General features: G+C 66.6%; 21 protein-coding genes and 1 riboswitch. Of the genes, 10 read left to right on the top strand and 11 right to left on the bottom strand.

Annotation, left to right across the window (positions count from 1 at the left end):
- Window positions 1-2: 2 nt before the first annotated feature.
- Genes ACLB1G_RS18440 through ACLB1G_RS18425 form a run of 4 tightly spaced genes read right to left on the bottom strand, consistent with a single transcriptional unit; the run spans window position 3 to window position 3,355 of the window.
- Window positions 3-674 carry a hypothetical protein gene (locus tag ACLB1G_RS18440; RefSeq protein WP_491628694.1) on the bottom strand — a complete coding sequence of 224 codons (672 nt, stop codon included), beginning with the start codon at window positions 672-674 and terminating at the stop codon, window positions 3-5.
- Window positions 671-1,642, bottom strand: a complete 972-nt coding sequence (locus tag ACLB1G_RS18435) for an MlaD family protein (protein WP_491628693.1) — start codon at window positions 1,640-1,642, stop codon at window positions 671-673. The genes ACLB1G_RS18440 and ACLB1G_RS18435 overlap by 4 nt, the downstream gene beginning before the upstream one ends.
- A 4-nt stretch (window positions 1,643-1,646) precedes the next feature.
- Complete coding sequence (locus ACLB1G_RS18430) at window positions 1,647-2,435, bottom strand: MlaE family ABC transporter permease (protein ID WP_491628692.1); 789 nt, start codon at window positions 2,433-2,435, stop codon at window positions 1,647-1,649.
- A gap of 41 nt (window positions 2,436-2,476) precedes the next feature.
- Window positions 2,477-3,355, bottom strand: coding sequence for a LysR family transcriptional regulator (locus tag ACLB1G_RS18425; RefSeq protein WP_491628691.1), 879 nt, complete (start codon window positions 3,353-3,355; stop codon window positions 2,477-2,479).
- 115 nt (window positions 3,356-3,470) lie between these two features.
- Between ACLB1G_RS18425 and ACLB1G_RS18420 the strand changes: the two genes are divergently transcribed.
- Window positions 3,471-4,868: an MFS transporter gene (locus tag ACLB1G_RS18420; protein ID WP_491628690.1), complete on the top strand. Its 1,398-nt coding sequence runs from the start codon at window positions 3,471-3,473 to the stop codon at window positions 4,866-4,868.
- Here the strand turns inward: ACLB1G_RS18420 and ribB are convergent, their stop codons facing one another.
- Entirely contained in the window at window positions 4,869-5,468 is a 600-nt protein-coding gene (gene ribB, locus ACLB1G_RS18415) for a 3,4-dihydroxy-2-butanone-4-phosphate synthase (RefSeq protein ID WP_491628918.1), read from the bottom strand.
- Between the two features lie 165 nt (window positions 5,469-5,633).
- Window positions 5,634-5,782, bottom strand: a riboswitch (FMN riboswitch).
- A 113-nt stretch (window positions 5,783-5,895) separates the two neighbouring features.
- On the opposite strand from ribB, the gene ACLB1G_RS18410 reads away from it, so the two are divergent.
- From ACLB1G_RS18410 to ACLB1G_RS18395, 4 genes are read left to right on the top strand one after another with little or no spacing between them, the layout of a single operon-like run.
- Window positions 5,896-8,715: a M16 family metallopeptidase gene (locus ACLB1G_RS18410; protein WP_491628689.1), complete on the top strand. Its 2,820-nt coding sequence runs from the start codon at window positions 5,896-5,898 to the stop codon at window positions 8,713-8,715.
- On the top strand, window positions 8,715-10,142 hold the full coding sequence (locus tag ACLB1G_RS18405; protein ID WP_491628688.1) for a cytochrome P450: 1,428 nt from the start codon (window positions 8,715-8,717) through the stop codon (window positions 10,140-10,142). The genes ACLB1G_RS18410 and ACLB1G_RS18405 overlap by 1 nt, the downstream gene beginning before the upstream one ends.
- 32 nt (window positions 10,143-10,174) lie before the next feature.
- Complete coding sequence (locus tag ACLB1G_RS18400; RefSeq protein ID WP_491628687.1) at window positions 10,175-10,702, top strand: SRPBCC family protein; 528 nt, start codon at window positions 10,175-10,177, stop codon at window positions 10,700-10,702.
- Window positions 10,703-10,707: 5 nt separating this feature from the next.
- Window positions 10,708-12,261 (top strand): FGGY-family carbohydrate kinase, encoded by a 1,554-nt coding sequence (locus tag ACLB1G_RS18395; RefSeq protein ID WP_491628686.1) that lies wholly within the window; start codon window positions 10,708-10,710, stop codon window positions 12,259-12,261.
- Between the two features lie 15 nt (window positions 12,262-12,276).
- On the opposite strand, the gene ACLB1G_RS18390 is transcribed toward ACLB1G_RS18395, so the two are convergent.
- The 3 genes from ACLB1G_RS18390 to ACLB1G_RS18380 form a co-directional block, all read right to left on the bottom strand.
- Window positions 12,277-13,635, bottom strand: coding sequence for a diguanylate cyclase (locus tag ACLB1G_RS18390; RefSeq protein ID WP_491628685.1), 1,359 nt, complete (start codon window positions 13,633-13,635; stop codon window positions 12,277-12,279).
- A gap of 346 nt (window positions 13,636-13,981) precedes the next feature.
- Window positions 13,982-15,175 (bottom strand): aminotransferase-like domain-containing protein, encoded by a 1,194-nt coding sequence (locus tag ACLB1G_RS18385; protein WP_491628684.1) that lies wholly within the window; start codon window positions 15,173-15,175, stop codon window positions 13,982-13,984.
- A 95-nt stretch (window positions 15,176-15,270) separates the two neighbouring features.
- Window positions 15,271-15,732, bottom strand: a complete 462-nt coding sequence (locus ACLB1G_RS18380) for a RidA family protein (RefSeq protein WP_491628683.1) — start codon at window positions 15,730-15,732, stop codon at window positions 15,271-15,273.
- 188 nt (window positions 15,733-15,920) lie between these two features.
- Here ACLB1G_RS18380 and ACLB1G_RS18375 point away from each other — a divergent pair, with 188 nt between their 5' ends.
- Both ACLB1G_RS18375 and htpG read left to right on the top strand, forming a co-directional pair.
- Complete coding sequence (locus ACLB1G_RS18375; protein ID WP_491628682.1) at window positions 15,921-17,402, top strand: aminotransferase-like domain-containing protein; 1,482 nt, start codon at window positions 15,921-15,923, stop codon at window positions 17,400-17,402.
- Window positions 17,403-17,476: 74 nt separating this feature from the next.
- Complete coding sequence (gene htpG / locus ACLB1G_RS18370) at window positions 17,477-19,387, top strand: molecular chaperone HtpG (RefSeq protein WP_491628681.1); 1,911 nt, start codon at window positions 17,477-17,479, stop codon at window positions 19,385-19,387.
- Between the two features lie 91 nt (window positions 19,388-19,478).
- Here the strand turns inward: htpG and ACLB1G_RS18365 are convergent, their stop codons facing one another.
- The 3 genes from ACLB1G_RS18365 to kynU form a co-directional block, all read right to left on the bottom strand.
- Entirely contained in the window at window positions 19,479-20,009 is a 531-nt protein-coding gene (locus ACLB1G_RS18365; RefSeq protein ID WP_491628680.1) for a CHRD domain-containing protein, read from the bottom strand.
- A 151-nt stretch (window positions 20,010-20,160) separates the two neighbouring features.
- Window positions 20,161-21,051 carry a tryptophan 2,3-dioxygenase gene (gene kynA / locus ACLB1G_RS18360; protein ID WP_491628679.1) on the bottom strand — a complete coding sequence of 297 codons (891 nt, stop codon included), beginning with the start codon at window positions 21,049-21,051 and terminating at the stop codon, window positions 20,161-20,163.
- A gap of 9 nt (window positions 21,052-21,060) precedes the next feature.
- Window positions 21,061-22,311, bottom strand: coding sequence for a kynureninase (gene kynU, locus ACLB1G_RS18355; protein ID WP_491628678.1), 1,251 nt, complete (start codon window positions 22,309-22,311; stop codon window positions 21,061-21,063).
- A 527-nt stretch (window positions 22,312-22,838) separates the two neighbouring features.
- Here kynU and flhD point away from each other — a divergent pair.
- Genes flhD through ACLB1G_RS18340 form a run of 3 tightly spaced genes read left to right on the top strand, consistent with a single transcriptional unit; the run spans window position 22,839 to window position 24,521 of the window.
- On the top strand, window positions 22,839-23,156 hold the full coding sequence (gene flhD, locus ACLB1G_RS18350) for a flagellar transcriptional regulator FlhD (protein ID WP_491628677.1): 318 nt from the start codon (window positions 22,839-22,841) through the stop codon (window positions 23,154-23,156).
- 19 nt (window positions 23,157-23,175) lie between these two features.
- The gene (gene flhC / locus ACLB1G_RS18345) at window positions 23,176-23,727 is read left to right on the top strand and encodes a flagellar transcriptional regulator FlhC (protein WP_491628676.1); all 552 of its coding nucleotides are present in this window, start codon (window positions 23,176-23,178) and stop codon (window positions 23,725-23,727) included.
- Window positions 23,724-24,521: an SAM-dependent methyltransferase gene (locus tag ACLB1G_RS18340; RefSeq protein ID WP_491628675.1), complete on the top strand. Its 798-nt coding sequence runs from the start codon at window positions 23,724-23,726 to the stop codon at window positions 24,519-24,521. Before flhC ends, ACLB1G_RS18340 begins: the two co-directional genes overlap by 4 nt.
- The last annotated feature ends 172 nt before the right edge of the window (window positions 24,522-24,693 follow it).

Genomic DNA, 24,693 nt, shown 5'->3' with positions numbered 1-24,693 from the left:
CCTCATTCCTTGGGGCCGGCCGTGCCGGCGGCAAGCGCGATGCGGCGCTCGATGCGCTCGGCTTCTGCGGTATCGCCGGCCTGCCGGGCGCGCATCTGCTGCACGCCCAGCCACGCCAGCAGCGCGCGCCGCCAGCCCTGGTCGGATGCGGTATCGGCCGCCGCCGCCAGCACGGCCGGCGTGGCCTTGCCGGCGCGTAGCAGCACGCCGGCCGCCACCAGCCGCGCCATGGGATCGGCGATCGCCTGCATGGCCGCCTGCGCGGCGGTGTCATTGGCGGCGGCCGCCACGGCCTGGTGCTGGGCCGGCAGCAGGGCCGCCAGGGCGGCGCCGGCGCGGCCGGCCAGGTAGTCGGCATAGGCCTGGTCGGCCGCGGTGGCATCCTGGCGCAGCTCTTGGTAGCCGGGGCAGTCGTCGAACGCCAGCGCCGCCACGTGGCTGGCGCAGCGTATCAGTTCGGCCTTGATCGCAAGGCCGACCTTGCCGGTGCTGGCGATCTGTTCGCGGGCGCGCCGCGATTCGGCGGACTCGACCCGGCTGTTGCCCGCCAGGTAGGCCGACACCGACCGTTGCAGCGCGTCGTGCGCGTTCAGCTGCCAGTCCGGCGCCGGCGGCTGGCTGCCGCAGCCGGACAGCGCCGCGGCGGCGGCCGCGAGGAGCAGGGCGGTTCTCATGGCAGTTTGATCTCCGTATCGCGCTTGAAGGGCCATTTGCGGTTGATCTCGTTGACCAGCTGTTCGACCCGCCGCAAGCTGCTGTCGACCTCGCCGCGCAGGGCGCCCAAGTCCTCGGTGGCGACCCGCACGTTGGCGCCCACCGCCTGGGCCTCGGCCAGCACGGCATCCATTTTCTTCAGGCTGTTGCGGGCGTCGGCCAGCAGGCCGTTCATCTGCACGACGGTGGCCTGGGCGTCCGTCATGACCCCGGCCTGGCCGAACACGCGCTCGTCGGCGTGGACTATCAGCGTATCGGCCTTGCGCGCCACAGCGTCCACCGTTGCCAGCAGCTTGTTGGCGCGCTCGACCAGCTGCTGCGAGCTTTTCTCGTCGCCGGTGATGAGACCCATGGCGCCGCTGGGACCATTGAGCTTGCCGGTCACGCCCTGCACATCCTTGAGGGCGAGGGCCAGCGCGGAATTCTCGGCCGTCAGGTCGTTCAGGTTTTGCAGCAGGTCGCGGGCAGCCGCCAGCAGGCGCGGAATTTCCGCTCCCGGATCGCCCACCAGCAGGGCGCGCTCGGCGCCGTCCGGCAGCGGCGGATCGGTGGGGATGCCAGTGAAAGCGCGCAGCTTGGCTCCACCCACCAGGCCTTTTTCCAGCGTGAAGATGCTGCTGGTGCGCAACCAGTGGGCGTCGGCGCTGGGCACGTCCACGATCACACGCGCCTTGCCGTCCTTGCCCAGTTCGATGCGGCGCACGCGGCCGATGGGGAAGCCGGCGAAGGTCACGTCCATGCCCACCACCACGCCTTCCGAATCGTCGGCGCTGAGCACCAGGCGCTGGGTGGCCTCGAAGGCGCCGCGCGCGTACATCAGGTACAGCACCGAGAACGCCAGCAGCAGCACCATCAGCGCCAGCAGCACGGCGGCCTTGAATTCCGCATTGCGCACCGGCGCGGGATCGGGAGTGATTTGTTCTGTCATGTTGTCAGTAGTAGTTACCCATCAGCGAAGCGGTTTCGATCAGCAGGATGACGGCGAACAGGCGCACCATGTCGGACAGTCCGTGCGTGACCTTGGCCCGGTAGCTGCCGCCGAAATAGAACGAGGACGCGACCGGTATCAGCCCGGTGGCCAGGCTAAAGAACACCGCCTTGAGCACCAGGATCAGCGACACCGCCGGGTTGAAGATCTGACCCACCACCCGGGTGTAGCCGGGCAGCGCCCAGGGCGTGAAGCCATACAGCGACCAGTAGGCCAGCACCAGCGTCAGCACGCAGCTGACCACGGCCAGCATCCACACGGCGAACACGCCGGCCACCACGCGCGGGAAGTACTCGGCGTGCAGTTCGGCCGCGCTGGCGGCCTCGCGGCTGTTGCGGCGCTGGGCGTAGTCCAGCGCCCCGGGCAGGGTGGCGCGCAGGGCGACAAAGGCGGCGGCGCACAGCGGCACCAGTTCCAGTGCCAGCACCCGCACCACCATCTCCAGCGCGTAGCGCGACAGGCCATAGCTTTGCGAGGTCACCACCACGATGCGGATCAGGACCAGCCCGACCAGCGCGCACAGCACGCTGAACCAGGCCAGATTGGGCAGGGTGTACAGCACCAGCTGGCGCGACAGGGCGGGGCGGTGCGTGCGCGCGTAGCTCGATGGCGAGACCGCCATGGTCAGCATCAGCACCGCGAACAGCAGCAGCCGCCACCAGCTTTGCAGCCAGGAGACGGCGCCGCGATGCAACCGGCGCAGCACGGGGGTGGTATAGGCATCTGCGATCATGTTGGCATCTTAGCATTGAGCATTGCGGATGCGCCGCACAATCAGCCGGGCAGCTGTTCCCGGGCCAGGTAGCCGACGATGGCGTCGGCGGCGGCGCGCACCCGGGCGCTGCGGCTCAAGTCGCCGTGCATCACCAGCCACACATCGTAGTGGTCGACCCGCTCCGGCCAGATGCGCTGCAGGCGCGGATCGCGGTCGGCCATGTGGCAGGGCAGTTCGGCCACGCCCATACCCAGTGCAGCCGCCTCCTGCAGCGCCAGGCCGCTGTTGACCTCCATCGCCACGCGCGCGTGGTGCACCGGCTCGCCACAGATCTTGTCGGCATGGCGCGGCGCCACGCCGGCCGAATAGATCACGATGTCGTGCCCGTCCAGGGCCTTGCCCGGCACCGGTTCGCCGCGCTCGTGCAAATAGCCGTGCGAGGCGTACAGCGCCATGCTGCGCCGGACCAGGTGGCGCGAGACCAGGTCCGGGCTGGTGGGTTTCAAGGTACGCACCGCCAGGTCGGCCTCGCGCCGGGTCAGGCTGGTGATCCCGGTGCTGGTGGAAAGCACGATGCGGATGTCGGGATGCCGCTCGTGCAGCTCGCGCAGGGCGGCAATGACGAAGTGGCGCGCCATGGTGTCCGAGGTGGTGACGCGCACCGTGCCGGACAGGCGGTTGTCGATGCCCTGCATCTGGCGCTGGAAGCGGTCGGCGGCCTGCTCCATCTGTTCGGCCGCGCTGGCGGCCAGCTCGCCGGCCGGGGTGGCGACATAGCCGGACGGGGTGCGCAGGAACAGGCGCGCGCCCAGCGATTGCTCCAGCGCGTTCAGGCGACGCCCCACCGTGGCCTGGTCTATGCCCAGGCGGGCGGCAGCGGCGCGCAGGGTGCCGGCGCGGAAGATGGCGAGGAAGATGCGGGCGTTGTCCCAATCCATGCGCAGTCCATGAGCTTTAGGTGTGCTGATGCAATTTTGCATCAGTGCGCTGATGTTATGCGTATTTACTGCATCAGGCAAGCGGCCTACCATGCCCCCAACCTGGAGACCGCCCATGACCATCACCTGCACCAAGGCGCCGCCGCGCGCCGCCCAGCCGCCAGCCATGCTGGTGCTGCTGACCCTCGCCACCGGCTTCGTGATGGCGATGATAGACCTCACCGCCGTCAACACCGCCCTGTCCGACATCGCCCGCAGCCTGGATGCCTCGCTCACCGTCCTGGTGTGGGTGGTGGACGGCTACACGCTGGCGTTTGCCGCGCTGCTGCTGGCCGGCGGCGCGCTGGCCGACCGCTATGGCCCCAAGCCGGTGTACCAGGCTGGCCTGGTCCTGTTCATTGCCGCCTCGGTGCTGTGCGCGCTGGCGCCGTCCGGCCACGCGCTGGTGGCGGCGCGCGTGCTGCAGGGCGTGGGGGCGGCCATGTTCATGCCCAGTTCCCTCAGCCTGATGACCCACGCCTTCGAGGATGAGCGGGTGCGCACGCGCATGCTGGGCAGCTGGTCGGCCCTGGCCGGCTGCTCATCCTCGTTTGGCCCGCTGATAGGCGGCATCCTGGTGCATGGTTTTGGCTGGCGCAGCGTATTCTGGATCAATGTCCCGCTGGGCCTGGTGGGCGTGGCCATGGCGCGGTGGCTGCTGCCGGCCACGCCGCGCCAGCAGCGCGGCCTGTCCGTGGCCAGCCACGCCCTGGGGGTGTTGGCGCTGGCGGCGCTGAGCGTTGTGCTGATCGAGGGGCCGACGCTGGGCTGGGGCTCGGCGCCGGTGTTGTCGGCGGCGGCCTGCGGGCTGCTGTCGGCCACGCTGCTGGTGCGGCGCGAACGGCGCGGCATCCACCCCTTGCTGCCGCATGCGCTGTTCGAGACCGGCGCCTTTGCGGCGGCCAACGGGGTCGGCTTCCTGATCAACTTCGCCGTGTACGGCCAGCTGTTTCTATTGAGCCTGTTCCTGCAGCAGTCCGGCGGCTCGGACGCCCTGCGCACCGGGCTGCAGCTGCTACCCATGATGGCGGCCTTCGCGGTGGGGAATTTCACCTCGGGCCGGATCGCGGCCCGCACCGGACCGCGCCAGCCCATGCTGCATGGACTGGCGGTGGGACTGGTGGCGGCGCTGGGCATGCTGTTCCTGCTGAGGCCCGACACTCCCTACGCCCTGCTGATGCTGGGCGCCATGGTGATGAATGTGGCGATAGGCATCGCCATCCCCGGCATGACGGCCACGGTGATGTTGGTGGCCGGCAAGGCGCACGCCAGCAGCGCCGCCGCCGCCCTGAACGCCAACCGCCAGGTCGGCGCTTTGGTGGGCGTGGCGCTGATGGGCAGCGTGCTGCACGCGGTGCCGGACTGGCAATGGCGGCTGCCGCTGGCCTTCGGCATGATCACGGCGGCCTACGCTGGCGCGCTGCTGCTGGTGTATCGCCATATCCGCCTGGGGCGTCCGGGCGGTGCGGCCTGATTATTGACCGTGCTTGCGGCGCCAGGCGATCATCTCGGCGATGGTCAGGATGGGCATGCCGTGCCCTTCGGCGAAATGCTCGATGTCGGCGCCGCGCATCATGGTGCCGTCCGGGTTCATCAGCTCGCACAGCACAGCGGCCGCATCCAGGCCGGCCAATGTGGCCAGGTCCACCGAACCCTCGGTATGGCCGGCGCGGGCCAGCACGCCGCCCGGCGTGGCGCGTAGCGGGAACACGTGGCCCGGGTGCACCAGGTCCGTGGGCCGGGCGCCGGCCGCGATGGCGGTGCGGATGGTGGTGACGCGGTCGGCCGCCGAGACGCCGGTGGTCACGCCCTCGCGCGCCTCGATCGAGACCGTGAACGGCGTGCCATAGCGGCTGCCGTTGTCGGCCGCCATGGGCGGCAGTTCCAGGGCGCGCACCTTGTCAGCGGACAGGCACAGGCACACGATGCCGCTGCACTCGCGTATCAGCAGGGCCATGCTGGAGTTGGTGATCTTCTCGGCGGCGATGATCAGGTCGGCCTCGTTCTCGCGGTCGAAATCGTCGAGCAGGATGACCGGCACGCCATCGCGCATGGCTTGCAGGGCGGCAGCCATGCGGCCTTCGAGGTCGTCGGAGAGCAAGGCATGGCGGGGATTTACAGCGGGATTTACAGCAGTAGCGGACATGTGAAACGCTCCTCGCAATAGCGAAAAACGCATCAGGGCAAGCGTAAGCACGCGCGCCCGCGCCGGCGTGCCGGTGGCGGGTTCGCGTTTGACGCACATCTTCTTTCATCCGGACTATGACCGTCGGCCCTGGAATCGCACCAGGTCTGCTGACCTCCAGCCATGGGCTGGAGCGCTCGCGGGCTTGGTTCACGGGGAACCTTACCGCCGGTGGGGATTTCCACCCCGCCCCGAAGACGTATGATTAAAATTAAATTAAAGCGCAGGCGCCATGGGGCGCGAGCGCGAAGGATACTAACCCATTTTGCGGTTTTCGGTGTAATGTACCGATCTTCTTATCTATTTTGCAGCCTACATGAAGCTTAGCCCCCTGCGTACCCTGACCGCCGCCGTCCTGCTGGCGGCCAGCATGATGGCCGGCGCCATCGAGTTGAAAGATCCGCTGCCGGTGAATCCCGAACTGAAGGTGGGCAAACTGGCCAATGGCCTGACTTACTACATCCAGAAGAACGCCAAGCCTGAAAAGAAACTGGAGCTGCGCCTGGTGGTGAAGGCCGGCTCCATCCTGGAGGACGACGACCAGCAAGGCCTGGCCCACTTCACGGAACACATGGCCTTCAACGGCTCCACCCATTTCAAGCGCAACGAGCTGGTCTCCTACCTGCAGTCGGCCGGCGTGAAGTTCGGCGCCGACCTGAATGCCTACACCAGCTTCGACGAAACCGTGTACATGCTGCCGCTGCCAACCGACAAGCGCGAGGTGGTGGAAAAGGGCTTCCAGGTGCTGGAGGACTGGGCCCACGGCCTGACCCTGAACGACGCCGACATCGACAGCGAACGTAACATCGTGCTGGAGGAGCTACGCCTGGGCAAGGGCGCGGAAGACCGCATGAACAAGGTGCTGCTGCCCAAGCTGCTCAACGGCTCGCGCTACGCCGAACGGCTCCCGATCGGCAAGGAGGAGATACTCAAGACCTTCAAGTACGACGCCCTCAAGCGCTTCTACCGCGACTGGTACCGCCCCGACCTGATGGCGGTGATCGTGGTCGGCGACATCGACCCGGCCGATGCCCAGCAACTGATCGAGCAGCATTTCGGCAAGCTGCAGAACCCCGCCAACGAGCGCCCGCGCGTGTATGCCCAGATCCCCGAGCGCCAGGAGTCCGAGGGCGTGGTGGTGACCGACAAGGAAGCCAGCGCCAACGGCCTGTACATCCGCTATCCGATCAAGCCGGTGGCGCCCGAGGTCACCCTGGCCGACTACCGCGAGCGCATGATAGAGAGCATCTACTCCGGCATCCTGAACCAGCGCATGCATGAATTGTCCCAGAAGGCCGAACCGCCCTTCATCCAGGGCGGCAGCGGCAACAGCCGCATGACCCAGGGCTACCGCTCGTTCGGGGCTGGTGCGGTGCTGGGCAAGGGCGGCGTGGCGCCGGCCATCGCGGCCCTGGTGGCCGAGGACGAGCGCGCGCGCCAGTTCGGCTTCACCGCCTCGGAAGTGGAGCGGGCCAAGAAGAACATGCTGCGCAGCCTAGAGCGCTCCTACAATGAGCGCGAGAAAACCGATTCCGGCGCCTTCGTGGCCGAATACACCCGCAACTTCCTGGAGCAGGAAGCCATCCCCGGCATCGCCAACGAGTATGCCTACTACCAGCAGCTCATGCCCGGCATTACGGTGGAAGAGGTCAACGCCGCCGTGCGCGCCGCCATCCCGGCCGGGGACAAGAAGCTGGTGATCTACACCGGGGTGCAGCGCGAGGATGCGCCGCCGCCCAAGGCCGGCGAACTGGTGGCCATGGTGAACGCGGCCGAGCAGGTCAAGGTCAAGGCCCAGGACGAGAAAGTGTTTGCCAGCAAGCTGATGGAAACCCGTCCGGCCGGCGGCCGCATCGCCGGCACCACGCACTACCAGACGCTGGGCATCACCGAGCTCACCCTGGGCAATGGCGTCAAGGTGGTGCTCAAGCCGACCGACTTCAATAACGACCAGGTGCTGCTGGCGTCGTTCCGTTTCGGCGGCCAGTCGCTGTTCGACCAGAGCGATATCCTGAACGCGCGCTACGCCAGCACCCTGGTGGCGCAAATGGGCGTGCTGGACTATACCCCGGCCGACCTGGGCAAGGTGCTGGCCGGGCAGAGCGTCTCGGCGGCCACCTCGCTGGGTTCCATGTCGGAAGGCACGGGAGGGCGCTCGGGCAGCAACGACATCGAGGCCATGCTGCAGCTGGTGTACCTGGAAATGACCAAGCCGCGCCGCGACGAGGTGATCTTCAAGTCGGCCATGGACAGCCAGCGCGAACTGGCCAAGAGCAGCATGGCGCGCCCGGAGGCGCAGTTCAGCGACACCATCACCACCACCCTGTTCAACAACAGTCCCTATGTGCCGCGCACCGCGCGCCCCGAGGATTTCGACAAGATCCAGCTGGACCGCGTGATGCAGATCTACCGCGACCGCATGTCCAGCGCCAAGGGCTTCACTTTCTTCCTGGTCGGCAGCTTCGACGTGGAGAAGGTCAAGCCGCTGCTGGCGGCGTACCTGGGCACGCTGCCGGTGGGCGAGGTGCCGACCATGTACCGCGACCTGGGCGTGCGCCCGGTGCGCGGCGTGGTCAAGAAGGAAGTGCACGCCGGGACCGAGGCCAAGAGCACCATCTCCATCACCTTCACCGGCAACGCCGAGTATTCCAGCGCGGAGCAGATGCGCCTGCAGGCCGTGATCGAGGCCCTCAACATCAAGCTGGTCGAGGTGCTGCGCGAGAAAATGAGCCTGATCTATGGCGGCGGCATGGGCGGTAACCTGAGCAAGCTCCCCTACGGGAACTACTCGATCACCATCAGCCTGCCGTGCGGGCCGGAGAACGTGGACAAGGTGATTGCCGCCACCTTTGCCGAAATCCGGAAGGTCAAGGAGCACGGCGTCGAGCCGGGCGACCTGGAAAAGGTGCGCGCGGCCTGGCTCAAGAACCACCGCAAGAACCTGCGCGAGAATGGCTACTGGCTGAACCAGCTGCAGTCGGCGCTGATCAACGGCACCGACCCGGCCAGCTTGCTGACCTATGAGGAGCGCGTCATGGCCATCCAGCCGCAGGAGCTGGCCGCCACCGCCAAGCGCTACTTCGACATGGACAACTACGTGCAGGTGGTGCTGTACCCGGAGAAGAAGCCCGATTGATGGCGCAGCCCGCACCCTTGCGCCGCGTGCGTGAGCTGCCCGGCCCGGCCGGGCAATTCATCATGGGCGCCTCGCGCGAGATCAACCGGCGCCCGCTGCACCTGGTGCTGGAGGACTGGGCGCGCGAGTACGGGCCGCTGTACCGCTTCCACATCATGGGCCGCCAGTTCGTGGTCACGTCCGAGCGCGAGCAGGTGGCGGCCCTGCTTCGCGACCGTCCCGACGCCTTTCGCCGGCCGCTGCGCACCCAGGAAATGCTGGAGGAGATAGGCACCCGCGGCCTGTTCACGGCCGAGGGCGACGAATGGCGGCGCCAGCGCAAGCTGGTGATGCGGGCCCTGACGCCGGAAGTGGTGCACGGCTTCTTCCCCACGCTGGGCGCCATGACCGAACGCCTGCGCCTGCGCTGGCAGCGCGCCCTGGACGAGGGCCGCCCGGTCGACCTGTTGCGCGACCTCAAGGCCTATACCCTGGACGTGACGGTGGGCCTGGCCATGGGGCAGGACATCAACACGCTGGAAGTGGAGGACAATCCGCTGCAGCGCGATATCGATTTCCTGTTCAAGCTGGTGGCGCGCCGCTTGACTTCGCCATTCGCCTACTGGCGCCTGCCCTTGCTGAAACGCGCCCAGGACCGCGAGGCGGATGCTGCCGCGCGCCGCATCCAGCAGGCCATCACCGGCTTTGTGGCCCAGGCGCGCCAGCGCCTGCAGGAGCAGCCGGCGCTGCGCGCCAAGCCCTCCAACATGCTGGAAGCCCTGATTGTGGCCTGCGACGAGCCCGGCTCCGGCTTCACCGACGCGGCCGTGGTGGGCAACGCCATCACCATGGTGTTCGCGGGCGAGGACACCACCTCCAACACCCTGGCCTGGCTGATCGACTACCTGGCCGACGCGCCAGAGGCGCAGGCCGCGCTGGCCCGCGAGGCCGCCGCCGCGCTGGGAACCGATACCGTTCTGCGCCGGCACGACATGCTCGATGAGCTGCCCTACCTGGAGGCGGCCGTGCGCGAAGCCATGCGACTAAAACCGGTGGCGCCCTTCCTGCCCCTGGAGGCGGTGCGCGACACCCCGGTGGGCGATTTGGTGCTGCCGGCCGGCACCACCATCTTCCTGATGATGCGGCACGCGGCCGAGCGCGACACCGACCTGCCGGAGCCGCAGCGCTTCCAGCCCGAGCGCTGGCTGGCGCAGGCCGGCGGCAGCGGCGACGACGACCCGGCGCGCAAGCACTTTCCCTTTGGCGGCGGGCCGCGCTTCTGCCCCGGACGCTACCTGGCCATGGCCGAAATCAAGATGGTGATGTCCATGCTGGCGGCGCACTTCAGCCTGCGGCGCAACACCGCTGTGGCGCCCGCGCAGGAAAAATTCACGTTTACCATGACCCCCGGCCACCTGCCCGTCGATCTGGCGGAAAAAGCATGCTAGGCTAGCACCCATAAAAACTGGGGGAGGTAGTCATGCTGAAGAAGACAGGCCTGGCCTTGGTGGTGCTGATCCTGATCGTGCTGGGACTGGCGGCCCTGCAGCCGGCCGCCTTCAGCGTGCAGCGCTCCATCGCCATCCAGGCGCCGCCGGAGAAAATCATGCCCCTCATTAGCGACTTCCGTCAGTGGAAATCCTGGTCGCCGTGGGAGAACATCGATCCTGCCATGAAGCGCAGCTTCAGGGGCGCACCGAATGCCCAGGGAGCTTACTACGCCTGGGATGGCAACGACGAAGTGGGCGCGGGCAGCATGGAAATCACCGAGATCACGCCGCCGTCCAAGGTGGTGATCAAGCTCGATTTCATCCGTCCCTTCCCGTCGCAGAACCAGACCGTGTTCACGCTCACCCCGCAGGCGGGCGGCACCCTGGTGACCTGGACCATGTCCGGCCCGCACAGCTACCTGAGCAAGCTGATGGGACTGTTCGTCAGCATGGACAGCATGGTGGGCAAGTTCTTCGAGCAAGGCCTGGCCAGCATGAAAAGCGTCTCGGAGAAATAGGCCTGGTGTACCTGCTCGCCATCGACAATGGCACCCAGAGCGTGCGTGCGCTGCTGTTCGACCTGGATGGCAACCTGGCGGCCAGGGCCCAGGTGCCGCTGCAAGCGTATTACTCCACCCATCCCGGCTGGGCCGAGCACGACGCCGACGGCTACTGGCAGGCGGCGTGCCTGGCCTGCCGCCGCCTGTGGGACGAATCCGGCATCGCGCCCGGCGCCGTGCGCGGGGTGGCCGTCACCACCCAGCGCGGCACCGTGGTCAATGTGGATGGCGAGGGCAGGGCGCTGCGGCCGGCCATCACCTGGCTGGACCAGCGCCGCACCGGCCAGGCGCCGCCGCTGGGACCATGGTGGCGCGCCGCCTTCCGGGTGGCCGGCGTGTCGGACACGGTGGATTACTTCCGGCGCGAGGCTGAAATCAACTGGATCGCCGCGCACCAGCCGGAGATCTGGCGCCGCACCCGCAAATTCCTGCTGTTGTCCGGCTATTTGAACTACAAGCTGTGCGGGCGCATGGTTGATTCCACCGGCTCGCAGGTGGGGTATCTCCCGTTCGACTACAAGCGCCACCGCTGGGCCGGCGCGCGCGACTGGAAGTGGCAGGCCTTGGCCATCCGCCCGGACATGCTGCCGGAGCTGGCCGCGCCGGGCAGCGTGCTGGGCGCCGTCAGCGCGCAGGCGGCGCTGGACACCGGCATCCCGGCCGGCACCCCGCTGGTGGCGGCCGCCGCCGACAAGGCCTGCGAAGTGCTGGGATCGGGCGGGCTGGAACCGCACGTCGGTTGCCTGAGCTACGGCACCACGGCCACCATCAACATCACCAGCCGCCGCTACCTGGAAGTGACGCCATGGATACCGCCCTATCCGGCCGCGCTGCCGGGGTCCTACAGCGCCGAGGTGCAGATTTTCCGTGGCTACTGGATGGTGAACTGGTTCAAGGAGCAGTTCGGCCAGCTGGAACAGGAGGCGGCGGCGCGCCAGGGCATGGCGCCGGAGGCGCTGTTCGACCAGTTGGTGGAGGCGGTGCCGCCCGGCGCCATGGGCCTGATGCTGCAGCCCTACTGGAGCCCGGGCATCAAGGTGCCGGGGCCGGAAGCCAAGGGCGCCATGATAGGCTTTGGCGACGTGCACACGCGCGCCCATATGTACCGCGCCATCCTGGAAGGCCTGGCCTACGCCCTGCGCGAAGGCAAGGAGCGCATCGAGAAGCGCAGCGGAACGGCGATCACGGAGCTGCGCGTAGCCGGCGGCGGCGCGCAGAGCGACGCCGCCATGCAGCTGACGGCCGATATCTTCGGCCTGCCGGCGGCGCGCGCCCATGTGGCGGAAGCCTCCGGCCTGGGCGCCGCCATGGCGGTGGCGGCAGGATTGGGGCTGCACGCGGACTTCGGCGCGGCGGCGCGCGCCATGACGCGCCCGGGCCGGGTGTTCCAGCCGGTGGCGGACCACCGCGCCGTGTACGACCAGCTGTACCGGCGCGTCTACCTGAAGATGTACCACCGCCTGCAGTCCATGTACCGCGAGATCGCGGCCATCACCGGCTATCCGGAGCAATGGTGAGCTCCCGGCGCATGCTCAGCGCATCACCAGGGCCTTGACGGCGTCCAGGGCGGCGCTGCCGGAACGGGTGGCCTGCACCTGGTTGCGGCCACCCTCCTTGGCCACGTACATGGCGCGGTCGGCCGCCACGAACAGCGACTCGATGTTGTCCAGCTGGTGCGGGTGGATGGTGGCCACGCCGATGCTGACCGTGATCCAGTGCGAGGTGGGCGAGCGCGGATGCGGGATGCGCAACGATTCCACATGGGCGCGCACGGATTCCGCCAGCAGGTAGGCGGCGTCGGCATCGGTCTCGGCGAACAGCAGCACGAACTCCTCGCCGCCGTAGCGCGCCGCCAGGTCGGTAGGCCGCAGCGCGTGCGAGGCGATGGCTTGCGCCACCTGCTGCAGGCACAGGTCGCCGGCAGGATGGCCCAGGGTGTCGTTGTACAGCTTGAAGTGGTCCACGTCCAGCACCACCAGCGACAGCGGCGCGCCGCTGCGCATGGCGCGTTGCCATTCCTTCTCCAGGAAGGTGTCGAAGTGGCGCCGGTTGGCGATCTTGGTCAGCGGGTCCACCATCGCGGCGCGCTGCAGCGCGTCCTCCGACTGCTTGTGGTGGGCGATGTCGTGCAGCAGGCCGATGAACAGCGGCTGGCGCAAATACATGGGCGTCAGGGTCAGGTCCATGCACACCGAGCTGCCGTTGCGGTGGCGGATGATGACTTCGCGCGTGCCATGGCTGTGCGCCGTTTCCGGCGAGGCCGCGTAGCGGTCGAAATAGTCCAGGTATTCCTGCGCCACCAGGGGATTGAGCAGGTCGGCAATGCGTTTGCCGGCCAGGTCGCCTTCCATATAGCCCAGGTATTTGTCGCAGGCCGGGTTGGTGAACTGGATGCGGCCGTCCTGCTCGATGATGAGCAGGCCCTCGGCCATGTTGTTGACGATGGTGCGCAGGCGTTCGGCCTGCTCTTCCTGGGTCTCGCTCTTGCTGCGGATGCTGAGCTGGGTGCGCACCCGGGCGCACACTTCCGGCAGGCGCAGCGGCTTGACGATGTAGTCGACCGCGCCGGCGTCGAAGCCGGCCACCACGTCCTCGGTATCGCTGCGGCTGCTCATGAACAGGACGGGGATGGACTGGGTAGCGTTGTGGGCCTTGAGCTGGCGGCAGGTCTCGAAGCCGTCCATGCCGGGCATCATGACGTCCAGCAGGATCAGGTCGGGATGGGCGCGGCGCGCGATTTTCAGGGCCCGTTCGCCAGAGGTCGCGACATAGGTCTGGTAGCCCTGCTGCACCATGAGCTTGCGCAGCACGGCCAGGTTGTCGGGCGCGTCGTCCACGATCAGGATGGCGGCCTCGCGCCGTGCCGCGTAACCGGAACTGCCTGGATTCATCGCGCCTCGCCGTGGTTGACCGAGCGCTTGCTCCAGGCGCGCGCCGCCATTTGCGCTCCGGGGCAAATGTTGGTATTTCGATAGGCTATCGTGCGTTTGGACAAGTGCGGGCCTGATCAAAGAGTGGTGACTATCTGTTTAAATCATACCGCTTTGTATTCCGGAAATGTGAAAAATGTTGGGGCTGTTGCCAGGCCGGGGAGCCAGAAGGCATGCGGGGTGGGACGCACGGCGTCCGTGCCGTGGTAATGTTGACTGAACAATACGGCTTTGCAGCCGTATTGTTACTTTTGGTGATAATCCAGCGCAGCCGTGCGGTCGCGCTGTTGTATTTACATCGGCGTGATTACAGCTTGGCCTTGATCAGCTTGGCCAGGATGGCGATGCCGGCGCGGATGCGTTCCGGCGGCACCGTCACGAAGGACAGGCGCAAGGTGTTGCTGGCCGGCGCATTGGCGTAGAACGGCGAGCCGGGCACGAAGGCGACCTTCTGGGCGATGGCTTCGTCCAGCAGCTTGAGGGCGTCGATGTGCTGGGGCAGGGTGACCCAGATGAACATGCCGCCTTCCGGACGGGTCCAGGTCACGCCTTCCGGGAACTGCTCGGCCATGGCGTCCAGCATGACCTGGCACTGGTCGCCGTACAGGGCGCGGATCTTGGGAATGTGCTGGTCCAGGAAGCCATCCTTGATCACGTGGTGCACCACCATCTGGGTCAGCTGCGAGGTGTGCAGGTCGGCGGCCTGCTTGGCCAGCTCCAGGCGGCGCGCCAGCGGCAGCGGGGCCACCACATAGCCCAGGCGGATGCCGGGGGTCAGCACCTTGGAGAAGGAGCCCATGTAGATCACGCCGTCCGGGTTCATGGCCACCATCTTGGGCAGCGGTTCGCCCTTGTAGCTGAGGGCGCCGTACGGATCATCCTCGATCAGCGGCAGGCCGAGGCGGGCGCAGGTTTCCACCAGTTGCTGGCGGCGCTCGACCGACATGGTGCGGCCGGTCGGGTTCTGGAAATTGGGCAGGGAGTACAGCAGGCGGGCGCCTTCGGCCACCTTGTCCACCGAGGACGGCACCAGGCCGTGGTCGTCGGTATCGACCGAGACGAATTCGGGGCGGTACACCGAGAACGCCTGCAGGGCGCCCAGGTAGGACGGGGTCTCGACCAGCACCCGGCTGCCTTCGTCGATCAGCACCTTGCCCAGCAGGTCCAGGGCCTGCTGCGAGCCGGACACCATCAGTACCTGTTCCGGGACGATGCGCGCGCCGTCGGTGGACAGGCTGTCGGCGATCCATTGGCGCAGCGGCAGGTAGCCGTCGGTCGGGCCGTATTGCAGGGCGGTGGTGCCGGTGGTGCTCAGCACGTGGTCGAAGGCGGCCTTCATGGTGTCGACCGGGAAGGTCAGCGGGGACGGCAGGCCGCCGGCAAACGAGATGATCTCGGGCTGCTGGGTGATCTTCAGGATTTCGCGGATGAAGGAGCTTTGCAGCTGGTCCGCGCGCTCCGAGAAGCGCCACTGGATGGGGTTCTTGTTTTCGATTTTCATACGGCTCTCACTAACTAAGGCTAACAGCTATCAGGCGCGCTTGTGGCGGGCTCTCGGGAACGGGCGGCGCCCGGGTAAGAGCGCTGCCTGCGGGATTACTCGACTTCGGCGATCAGCTCGATCTCGACGCAGGCGCCGAGCGGGATCTGGGCCACGCCGAAGGCCGAACGGGCGTGCTTGCCGGCGTCGCCGAACACCTCGCCCAGCAGCTCGGAGGCGCCGTTGGTCACCAGGTGCTGCTCGGTGAAGTCGGCAGTGGAATTCACCAGGCTCATGACCTTGACGATGCGCTTGACCCGGGTCAGGTCGCCGCCTACCGCCGCCTGCAGGGTGCCCAGCAGGTCGATGGCAATGGCGCGCGCGGCGGCCTTGCCTTCGGCGGTCTCCATGTTCTTGCCCAGCTGGCCCACCCACACGCTGCCATCCGCGCGCTTGGCGATGTGGCCGGACAGGAAGACTAGGTTGCCGGTCTGTACATACATGACGTAGGCGGCGGCCGGCGTGGCCGGCGCGGCCAGGGTGATGTCTAGCGCTTTGAGTTTTTCGTAAACTGACATGGTGGTTCCAGGTTGGGGCATGAAAGAATCCATTATTGTACTCTCGAGTAGCGGCCCATTCCCATCCGGGCCGGCATCGAGGTCCGTTTTGCGGTAGCGGGATGGCGGGGACGGGTGTATCCTAATCGACAAAACCAATACAGTACCAATACACTTTCAGACATAGTTTCTCATACTGTGACGGTGAAATGACCAATACACACTCCATGCCGCTGCGTGCGGCGGCGTCCACCGCATCCACGGCATCCCTGCTGGGCCTGCTGTCGCGCGAATCCGGCGAGTCGCTGACCGACCAGATCGTGCGCTCGGTGTCGGCGCGCATCGACGACCGTTTGCTGCGCAGCGGCGCGCGCATGCCGTCCATCCGCCAGTTCGCCGCCGGCCACGGGGTGTCGGCCTTCACCGTGGTGGCGGCCTACGACAAGCTGGTGGCGCGCGGCTATCTGGAATCGCGGCGCGGCGCCGGGTTCTATGTGCGCGAGCGGGCGTCCATGCTGCCCGCCGCCGAGGCGCAGATCGGCGCCGACGCCCTGGCCGGCAGCAAGCCGATCGACGTGGTGTGGCTGGTGCGTAACATGTTCCGCCAGCTGCCGCACCAGCAGATGCCCGGTTCCGGCGTGCTGCCCGGCGACTGGCTGGACGGCGCCACCATCGCCAACGCCTTGCGCTCGGTCAGCCGCCAGAACCCCGCGCTGCTGGTCAACTACGGCCTGCCGCAGGGCTTCCTGCCGCTGCGCCAGCAGCTGCAGCACAAGCTGGCCGAGCTGGAAATCGGCGCCGCGCCCGAGCAGATCGTCACCACCCTGGGCGTGACCCAGGCGCTGGACATGGTGGCGCGCGAGTTCAGCCGCCCCGGCGACACCATCTTCGTCGACGATCCGGCCTGGTTCCTCATGTTCGGCTCCTTCGCCGCCCTGGGCGCCAAGGTGGTGGGCATCCCGCGCCTGGCCGACGGCCCGGACATCGCCCGCCTGGCCGAGCTGGCGGCCCTGCACAAGCCCCGGCTGTACATCGTCAACTCGGTGCTGCACAACCCCAGCTCCACCTCGCTGTCGGCGGCCAAGGCCTTCCAGGTGCTGCGCCTGGCCGAGGAACACGACTTCATCGTGGTGGAGGACGATATCTACGCCGACCTGCATCCGGGCAGCGCGGTGCAGCCGGCCACCCGCATGGCGGCGCTGGACCAGCTGAAGCGGGTGATCTACCTGGGCGGCTTTTCCAAGACCATGGCGGCCAACCTGCGGGTCGGCTATATCGCGGCTTCGGCCGAGCGGGCCGGGCGCCTGGCCGACCGCAAGATGCTGACCACCCTGACCACCAGCGAGATCGGCGAGCGGGTGGTGTACAAGGTCCTGTCCGAAGGCGCCTTCCGCAAGCACACCGAGCGTATCCGCACCCGGCTGGACGCGATCCGCGCCAAGACCGTGCGCCAGATGGAGCGGGTTGGGCTGAAGGTGGATGCGGTCTCGCCGGCCGGCATGTTCGTCTGGGTCGACGCCGGCTGCGACACCAACGCGCTGGCCGAGCGGGCCATGGCCCACAACCTGCTGCTGGCGCCGGGCAGCCTGTTCTCGCCCCAGCAGCTGCCTTCGGCCCGCATGCGGCTGAATGTGGCGGCCATGCAGGACCCGGCCGTGTGGCGTTTCCTGGAACGTGAACTGGGGCGCTAGCCGCCCCTTGAAATCTTGTCTATCATCCCCACCTCCTGGCTTTCCTGACCAACTTGCATAAGAGGTTCACCAAGATGAGCGAAAAACAGACCCTGGGTTTTCAGGCGGAAGTGAAGCAGCTGCTGCAGCTGATGATACACTCCCTGTACTCGAATAAAGAGATCTTCCTGCGTGAACTGATCTCGAATGCGTCCGACGCGGCCGACAAGCTGCGCTTCGAGGCCATCAACAACGACGCCCTGTATGGCAACGACCATGAACTGAAGATCAAGGTCTCGTTCGACAAGGCGGCCCGCACCGTCACCATTTCCGACAACGGCATCGGCCTGAGCCGCGACGAAGCCATTTCGCATCTGGGCACCATTGCCAAGTCGGGCACCAAGGAATTCTTCGGCAAGCTGTCCGGCGACCAGCAGAAGGACGCCGCCCTGATCGGCCAGTTCGGCGTGGGCTTCTACTCCGGCTTCATCGTGGCCGACAACATCACCGTGGAATCGCGCCGCGCCGGCCTGCCGGCCTCGGAAGGCGTGCGCTGGGAATCGGGCGGCGAGGGCGATTACTCGGTCGAGCAGATCGAGAAGGCCGGCCGCGGCACCGACATCATCCTGCACCTGCGCGAAGGCGAGGACGAGCTGCTGTCGTCCTGGAAGCTGAAGTCCATCATCCGCAAGTATTCCGACCACATCTCCCTGCCCATCGTGATGCAGAAGGAAGAGTGGGACGAAGAGAAAAAGGAAATGGCCCTGAAGGACGAGCTGGAAACCGTCAACCAGGCCAGCGCCCTGTGGGCCCGCAGCAAGTCCGACATCACCCTGGAACAGTACGACGAATTCTACAAGCACGTTTCGCACGACTTCCAGGCCCCGCTGACGCATACCCACAACCGCGTCGAAGGCCGCAGCGAATACACCCAGCTGCTGTACATCCCGGCCAAGGCGCCGTTCGACCTGTGGGACCGCAACAAGCGCGGCGGCCTTAAACTGTACGTCAAGCGCGTGTTCATCATGGACGACGCCGAGCAGTTGTTGCCGACCTACCTGCGCTTCGTCAAGGGCGTGATCGACTCGGCCGACCTGCCGCTGAACGTGTCGCGTGAAATCCTGCAGGAATCGCGCGACGTCAAGGTCATCCGCGACGGCTCCACCAAGCGCGTGATCGGCATGCTGGAGGAACTGGCCAATGCCGAAGAGCAGGAGAAAAAGGACAAGTACGCCACCTTCTGGACCGAATTCGGCCAGGTGCTGAAAGAGGGCGTGGGCGAGGACGCGGCCAACAAGGACCGCCTGGCCAAGCTGCTGCGCTTCGCCTCCACCCACGGCGACAGCGACGCCCAGACCGTGTCGCTGGAAGACTATGTGTCGCGCCTGAAGGAAGGCCAGGACAAGATCTACTACGTCACGGCCGACAGCTACGTGGCCGCCAAGAACAGCCCGCACCTGGAAATCTTCCGCAAGAAGGGCGTGGAAGTGCTGCTGCTGACCGACCGCGTGGATGAATGGATGCTGTCCTTCCTGACCGAGTTCGATGGCAAGGAACTGGTGTCGGTGGCCAAGGGCGGCCTGGACCTGGGCAAGCTGGAAGACGAGGCCGAGAAGAAGGAACACGAGGAAACCGAGACCTCGTACAAGGAACTCGTAGGCAAGATGAAGGATGCGCTGGGCGACAAGGCCAAGGACGTGCGCGTGACCTTCCGCCTGACGGACTCGCCGGCCTGCCTAGTGGCGGACGAGCATGAATTGTCCGGCAACCTGCTGCGCATGCTGAAGGCGGCCGGCCAGAATGCGCCGGAGACCAAGCCCATCCTGGAAATCAACCCGCACCACCCGCTGGTGACGCGCCTGAAATACCAGGACGCCGGCGCCCGGTTCAACGATTGGGCCCACATCCTGTTTGACCAGGCGCTGCTGGCCGAAGGCGGTTCGCTCAGCGATCCGGCCTCCTTCGTCAAGCGCCTGAACGAGATGCTGCTGGGCGGCGCCAAGTAAGCCTGCCTCAGGCTGCCTCTCGCCGCCGGGCCCGCGCCGCTGATCGAGCCGCGCGGGCCTTTTATTCTGTGCCGCCGCCTGGAACGGCTACTTAATCCGACTCGGCCGCCAGGCCCACGCCTTTCAGGTAGCCGCGGATTTCACCGTTGGGATAGTTCACGCTGTGCACGTCGAAATACGCTTTGCCGCCGCTTAGCCCTGCCAACAGCGCCGCCTCGGCGCCGGCAGTGGTGCCGCCGTGGGCGGCCAGGAAGGCAGGATCCCAGGTGGCGGGAATACTGGTGTTGAGCGTACGGGTGTACGGCCCGAAGCGGCTGCCGACCGGGAAGCCGGGCAAGTTCGGGCTGTCGATGGCGATGGCGGCGTCGCCGCCGCCGCTGACCGGGGTGCAGCAGTGGATGTGGCCACCGGTGCTGTTGGCCAGCAGGCCGGCAAAGGCCGAGTTGATGGTCAACATGTGGGTGCCCGGTTCATAGATCAGCACCACCGAGCCGGTGGCCGGCGAGTTGTTCATGGGGGACTGGGTGGGGCCGTTCATGATGGTCATGTACAGCGCCGCCTGGGATGCGGCGGCTGCCGTCATCCCCGCTACCGCAAGCGCGGCATAGATTACTTTTTTCATTTTGGTACTCCTTCGGGTGTAAGAGAGCGCGCACAAGATGTGCGCTACTCTTAGAAGCCAGTGTGGCGAAGGAGTTCGGACAGGAGTTTGACCTGCCTCAAGGCGTTGGCAGCCCAGCAGCGAACCTCGGCAGGGCCGAAAGCGCGGGTATTTACAGCGCCGTGCGCAGCTCGAACAGCTCGGGGAACAGCACCACGTCCAGCATCTTGCGCAGGTAGCTGGCGCCGGCCGTGCCGCCGGTGCCGGTCTTGAAGCCGATGATGCGCTCCACCGTGCTGACGTGGCGGAAGCGCCAGAAGCGGAAGGCGGTCTCCAGGTCGACCAGCTTTTCAGCCAGTTCGTACAGGCTCCAGTAGCGCTGCGGATCGCGGTACACGGCCAGCCACGCTTCCTTGACGGACGCGTCGGCCACGGTGGGCTGGGTCACGTCCGCCTGCAGGCGCTGCGCCGCGACGGGCAAACCGTGGCGCGCCAGCAGCTGTATGGCTTCGTCGTACACGGACGGGGTGCGCAGCGCCGTGTCCAGCAGCGCGTACAGTTCCGGCGTGGCCTGGTGGACCTCCAGCAGGGCGGCGTTCTTGTTCCCCAGGATGAATTCGATCTCGCGGTATTGGTAGGACTGGAAGCCGGACGAGGCGCCCAGGTAGGGGCGGATGGCCGTGTACTCGGGCGGCGTCATGGTGGCCAGCACGTCCCAGGCGTGCACCAGCTGGTCCATGATGCGCGCCACCCGGGCCAGCATCTTGAAGGCCGGCGGCAGGTCGCCGGCGCGCAGATGGCTGCGCACGGCGCGCATTTCGTGCAGCATCAGTTTCATCCACAGTTCGCTGGTCTGGTGCTGGACGATGAACAGCATCTCGTTGTGGTTGGGCGAGAGCGGATGCTGGGCGTTCAGGATGCGGTCCAGGGCCAGGTAGTCGCCGTAGCTCATGGACTGGCTGAAGTCCATTTGCGCGCCGTGCCATTGGGCCCCGGCGGCAGGAGCGGAGGCGGGGGCGGCGCCGAAGGGGCAGCCGGAAGCGTGTTGGGGTTGGTCGCTCATGGGTATTCCTCAGGTCACGGCGCCGCGTTCGGCGTGGATGTCATAGTCCTGGCGGTCCAGGATGTCGCGCAGGATGTCCACCGCGTCCCATACGTCGGCATGGCTGGTGTACAGGGGCGTGAAGCCGAAGCGCATGATGGACGGTTCGCGGTAGTCGCCGATCACGCCGCGCGCGATCAGGGCCGCCATCACGGCGTAGCCGTGCGGATGGGCGTAGCTGACCTGGCTGCCGCGCCGGGCATGTTCGCGCGGTGTCACCAGCTGCAGCGGATGGCCGGCGCAGCGCTGCTCCACCAGGGCGATGAACAGATCGGTCAGGGCCAGCGACTTGGCGCGGATGGCGGCCATATCGGTCTGCGCGAACACGTCCAGCCCGCATTCGACCAGGGCCAGCGAGACGATGGGCTGGGTGCCGCACAGGGCGCGCGCGATGCCGTCGGCCGGGGCGAACGCGGGCGCCATGGCGAACGGACGGGCATGGCCCCACCAGCCGGACAGCGGCTGGCGGAAGGCGGCCTGGTGGCGCTGCGGCACCCAGATGAAGGCCGGCGCGCCGGGGCCGCCGTTCAGGTACTTGTAGGTGCAGCCCACGGCCAGGTCGGCGCCGCCCGCGTGCAGGTCGACCGGCACCGCGCCGGCTGAATGGGCCAGGTCCCACACGACCAGGGCGCCGGCCGCGTGCGCCACGGCGCTGGCGGCCGCCATGTCGTACTGGTAGCCGCTGCGGTAGTTGACGTGGGTGAGCATGACCAGCGCCGTGTCGGCGCCGACGGCGCCCGCCAGTTCCTCGGGCGCATCGATCAGGCGCAGCTGGTAGCCCCGGTCCAGCCAGGCGGCCAGGCCTTCGGCCATATAGATATCGGTGGGGAAGTTGCTGCGCTCGGTGACGATCACGCGGCGCGCGGCCGTGGCCGGGTTGTCGGCCTGCATGTGCAGGGCGGCTGCCAGGGCCTTGAACAGGTTGACCGAGGTGGTGTCGGTCACCGCCACCTCGCCCGGCAGGGCGCCTACCAGCGGGGCCAGGCGGTCGCCCAGGCGGCGCGGCAGGTCGAACCAGCCGGCCGTGTTCCAGCTGCGTATCAGGTCGCGGCCCCATTCCTCGGCAATGATCTGCCGGGCGCGCTCCAGCGCGGCCCTGGGCCGGGCGCCCAAGGAGTTGCCATCCAGGTAAATCACCCCGGGCGGGAGGTCGAACTGGCCGCGCAAGGGCGCCAGCGGATCGGCGGCGTCGCGCGCCAGGCAATCGTCACGTGTTGTCATTCAAATACCTTCCAGTGCGGTGGCGCCGTGGGGCAGGCGCCGAAGCCGCGAGTGTAGCCGCTCCCGAAAAAAAATCGTCTTTTTTCAAAAAAAATTCAAAAACACCCTAAAGTTCTTCGCCGGCCTGCCGTAACCGGGTTTAGATACGCGGAAAACCGCGTTGGCATGCTCGCTAGCAACTTGTAAGCAAGCGCAAAATTTCTGAATTTTTTTTGGTTTTGACCCTAAAGTTCCAGAAACACATGCCGTTAAGAACTCAGGTGTGGCAAAAAAGAGTCGCATCGTGGTCCAGTTCGGCGCTTCAGCAAGCGGGTTTTTTGATAAGCCGACCACCCCGCAAACCCGCGCCGCAAGGGCGTCGGCCCTCGATCTGCATGCGTTTGTCAGACAAACGCTGACAGGTCGTCTCCGTTATTTCCCGACAGAAAATCCAGAGCAACACCTCTGTGCGTGCATTTATTGCTCGGGCAGAATGTATCTCACTGGAAACGCAATTGTGTTCCGCAGTTCGATACAAGGAGAGGGAAATGACCGCTAACGATATGATGGCTGAAATCCGCGACGCCAACCTGAGCTATTTGATGCTGGCCCAGCAGATGATCCGCGCGGACAAGGTGACTGCGATCTTCCGCCTGGGCATCTCCGCCGACATTGCCGACCTGATCGAAGGCATGAGCAACGCCCAGATCCTGAAACTGGCTGGCGGCAATATGATGCTGGCCCGCTTCCGCTTCGACGATGGCGCCATCCTGTCCATGCTGACCAATTACAACAAGGATCGCGTGCTGGCCCAGTCGCACGCCGCCATCCTGATGGCCGGCCAGCCGGTCGAAGAAATCGTCTGAGCCGCGCCGGGAGCCTGCCATGACCAAGAAAAGCGTCGTCTCCGAAGCCCAGGAAATCCAGCTGGCGATCGAACTGATACAGCTGGGCGCCCGCCTGCAGCTGCTGGAATCGGAAGTGTCGCTGTCGCGCGAGCGCCTGCTCAAGCTGTACAAGGAGCTGAAGGGCGTATCGCCGCCCAAGGGCATGCTGCCGTTCTCCACCGACTGGTTCCTGACCTGGCAACCGAATATCCATTCCTCGCTGTTCGTTAATATCTATCAATTCCTTGTGCTGCACGCCGGCGCCAGCGGCATCCAGGCCGTCATGAAGGCTTACAAGCTGTACCTGGAGCAAATGCCGCCGGAGCCGGGCGAGGAGCCGCTGCTGTCGCTGACCCGGGCCTGGACCCTGGTGCGCTTCTTCGGCAGCAAGATGCTGGACGTGGCGCCGTGCCAGAAATGCTCGGGCAAATTCGTGGTCAACGCCATGGACCTGCACGGCGGCTATGTGTGCGGCCTGTGCCACATGCCCTCGCGCGCCGGCAAGACCAAGAAGGCGCGCGACGCCGAGGCCGAGGTGCTGGCCGCGTGACCCCAGGCCAGGCCCAGGGCCGCCGGCGCCTGCTGCGCGCCCCCGCCGTCCAGGCGCTGCTGATCCAGGGCGGCGCCTTGCTGCTGTCCGCCATCCTGCTGTATGTGCTGAACGCCTTCCAGCTCCCCCTCACCGTGCTGCACGCGGCCCTGATCCAGGGCCTGCTGGCCATGCTGCTGACCTGGAAGCTGGGCCTGGCGCCGTGGTGGCGCGCCATCCAGCTGCTGTTTCCCGTGGCCGTGCTGGCCGCGCTGGCCCTGGGACTGCCGTCCTGGCTGTTCCTGTTGGTCTTCCTGCTGATGCTGGGCTGGTACTGGTCCACCTTCCGCACCCAGGTGCCTTACTATCCCTCCACCCCGGCCGTGTGGGATGCGGTGCGCCAACTGCTGCCGCCGCCTGATGCCGTGCGTGAACATCCGTTGCGCGTGGTAGACATCGGCAGCGGCTTGGGCGGTTTCCTGCTGTATTTGGCCCGGGTGCGTCCCGATCTGGACTATACTGGGGTCGAACTGGCGCCGCTGCCGTGGCTGGCCAGCTGGCTGCGCGCCCGTCTGGCCCGCCTGCCGGTGCAGCTACTGCGGCGCGATTACGAGCAGCTCGATTTCAGCCGGTTCGATGTGGTGTTTGCCTATCTGTCGCCGGCGGCGATGGGTCCGTTGTGGCGCAAGGCCAGGGCGGAAATGCGGCCGGGCGCCATGTTGCTCAGTTACGAATTCATAGTTGAGGTCCAAGCCCCTGACCGAACTATCCTTGCCTCAGAGGAGGGCAAGCCACTGTATGTTTGGTGCTTTTAAGCATCATTTGCGGTGATTTGCTTGCCCCGGTAGCCTTAGTCACGCTATTGTAGTTCCATAGATAAATTTGTTGAAAACGGACCAAGAGCGCGTCATAATCGCGCGCTTGTTGTTGCCGTGTGGGAATGTGCTGCCTGGCGGCCACGGCGTCCCCATCGATACAGGAGTCAGG

Source organism: Duganella kummerowiae, from assembly GCF_053572355.1.
This window is presented reverse-complemented; position numbering and strand designations above follow the sequence as displayed.

What these genes read in the sequence shown, in the direction of transcription:
- ACLB1G_RS18440 (WP_491628694.1), bottom strand. Translation starts at nt 674, where the DNA reads ATGAGAACCGCCCTGCTCCTCGCGGCCGCCGCCGCGGCGCTGTCCGGC.
- ACLB1G_RS18435 (WP_491628693.1), bottom strand. Translation starts at nt 1,642, where the DNA reads ATGACAGAACAAATCACTCCCGATCCCGCGCCGGTGCGCAATGCGGAA.
- ACLB1G_RS18430 (WP_491628692.1), bottom strand. Translation starts at nt 2,435, where the DNA reads ATGATCGCAGATGCCTATACCACCCCCGTGCTGCGCCGGTTGCATCGC.
- ACLB1G_RS18425 (WP_491628691.1), bottom strand. Translation starts at nt 3,355, where the DNA reads ATGGATTGGGACAACGCCCGCATCTTCCTCGCCATCTTCCGCGCCGGC.
- ACLB1G_RS18420 (WP_491628690.1), top strand. Translation starts at nt 3,471, where the DNA reads ATGACCATCACCTGCACCAAGGCGCCGCCGCGCGCCGCCCAGCCGCCA.
- ribB (WP_491628918.1), bottom strand. Translation starts at nt 5,468, where the DNA reads ATGGCTGCCGCCCTGCAAGCCATGCGCGATGGCGTGCCGGTCATCCTG.
- ACLB1G_RS18410 (WP_491628689.1), top strand. Translation starts at nt 5,896, where the DNA reads ATGAAGCTTAGCCCCCTGCGTACCCTGACCGCCGCCGTCCTGCTGGCG.
- ACLB1G_RS18405 (WP_491628688.1), top strand. Translation starts at nt 8,715, where the DNA reads ATGGCGCAGCCCGCACCCTTGCGCCGCGTGCGTGAGCTGCCCGGCCCG.
- ACLB1G_RS18400 (WP_491628687.1), top strand. Translation starts at nt 10,175, where the DNA reads ATGCTGAAGAAGACAGGCCTGGCCTTGGTGGTGCTGATCCTGATCGTG.
- ACLB1G_RS18390 (WP_491628685.1), bottom strand. Translation starts at nt 13,635, where the DNA reads ATGAATCCAGGCAGTTCCGGTTACGCGGCACGGCGCGAGGCCGCCATC.
- ACLB1G_RS18385 (WP_491628684.1), bottom strand. Translation starts at nt 15,175, where the DNA reads ATGAAAATCGAAAACAAGAACCCCATCCAGTGGCGCTTCTCGGAGCGC.
- ACLB1G_RS18380 (WP_491628683.1), bottom strand. Translation starts at nt 15,732, where the DNA reads ATGTCAGTTTACGAAAAACTCAAAGCGCTAGACATCACCCTGGCCGCG.
- ACLB1G_RS18375 (WP_491628682.1), top strand. Translation starts at nt 15,921, where the DNA reads ATGACCAATACACACTCCATGCCGCTGCGTGCGGCGGCGTCCACCGCA.
- htpG (WP_491628681.1), top strand. Translation starts at nt 17,477, where the DNA reads ATGAGCGAAAAACAGACCCTGGGTTTTCAGGCGGAAGTGAAGCAGCTG.
- ACLB1G_RS18365 (WP_491628680.1), bottom strand. Translation starts at nt 20,009, where the DNA reads ATGAAAAAAGTAATCTATGCCGCGCTTGCGGTAGCGGGGATGACGGCA.
- kynA (WP_491628679.1), bottom strand. Translation starts at nt 21,051, where the DNA reads ATGAGCGACCAACCCCAACACGCTTCCGGCTGCCCCTTCGGCGCCGCC.
- kynU (WP_491628678.1), bottom strand. Translation starts at nt 22,311, where the DNA reads ATGACAACACGTGACGATTGCCTGGCGCGCGACGCCGCCGATCCGCTG.
- flhD (WP_491628677.1), top strand. Translation starts at nt 22,839, where the DNA reads ATGACCGCTAACGATATGATGGCTGAAATCCGCGACGCCAACCTGAGC.
- flhC (WP_491628676.1), top strand. Translation starts at nt 23,176, where the DNA reads ATGACCAAGAAAAGCGTCGTCTCCGAAGCCCAGGAAATCCAGCTGGCG.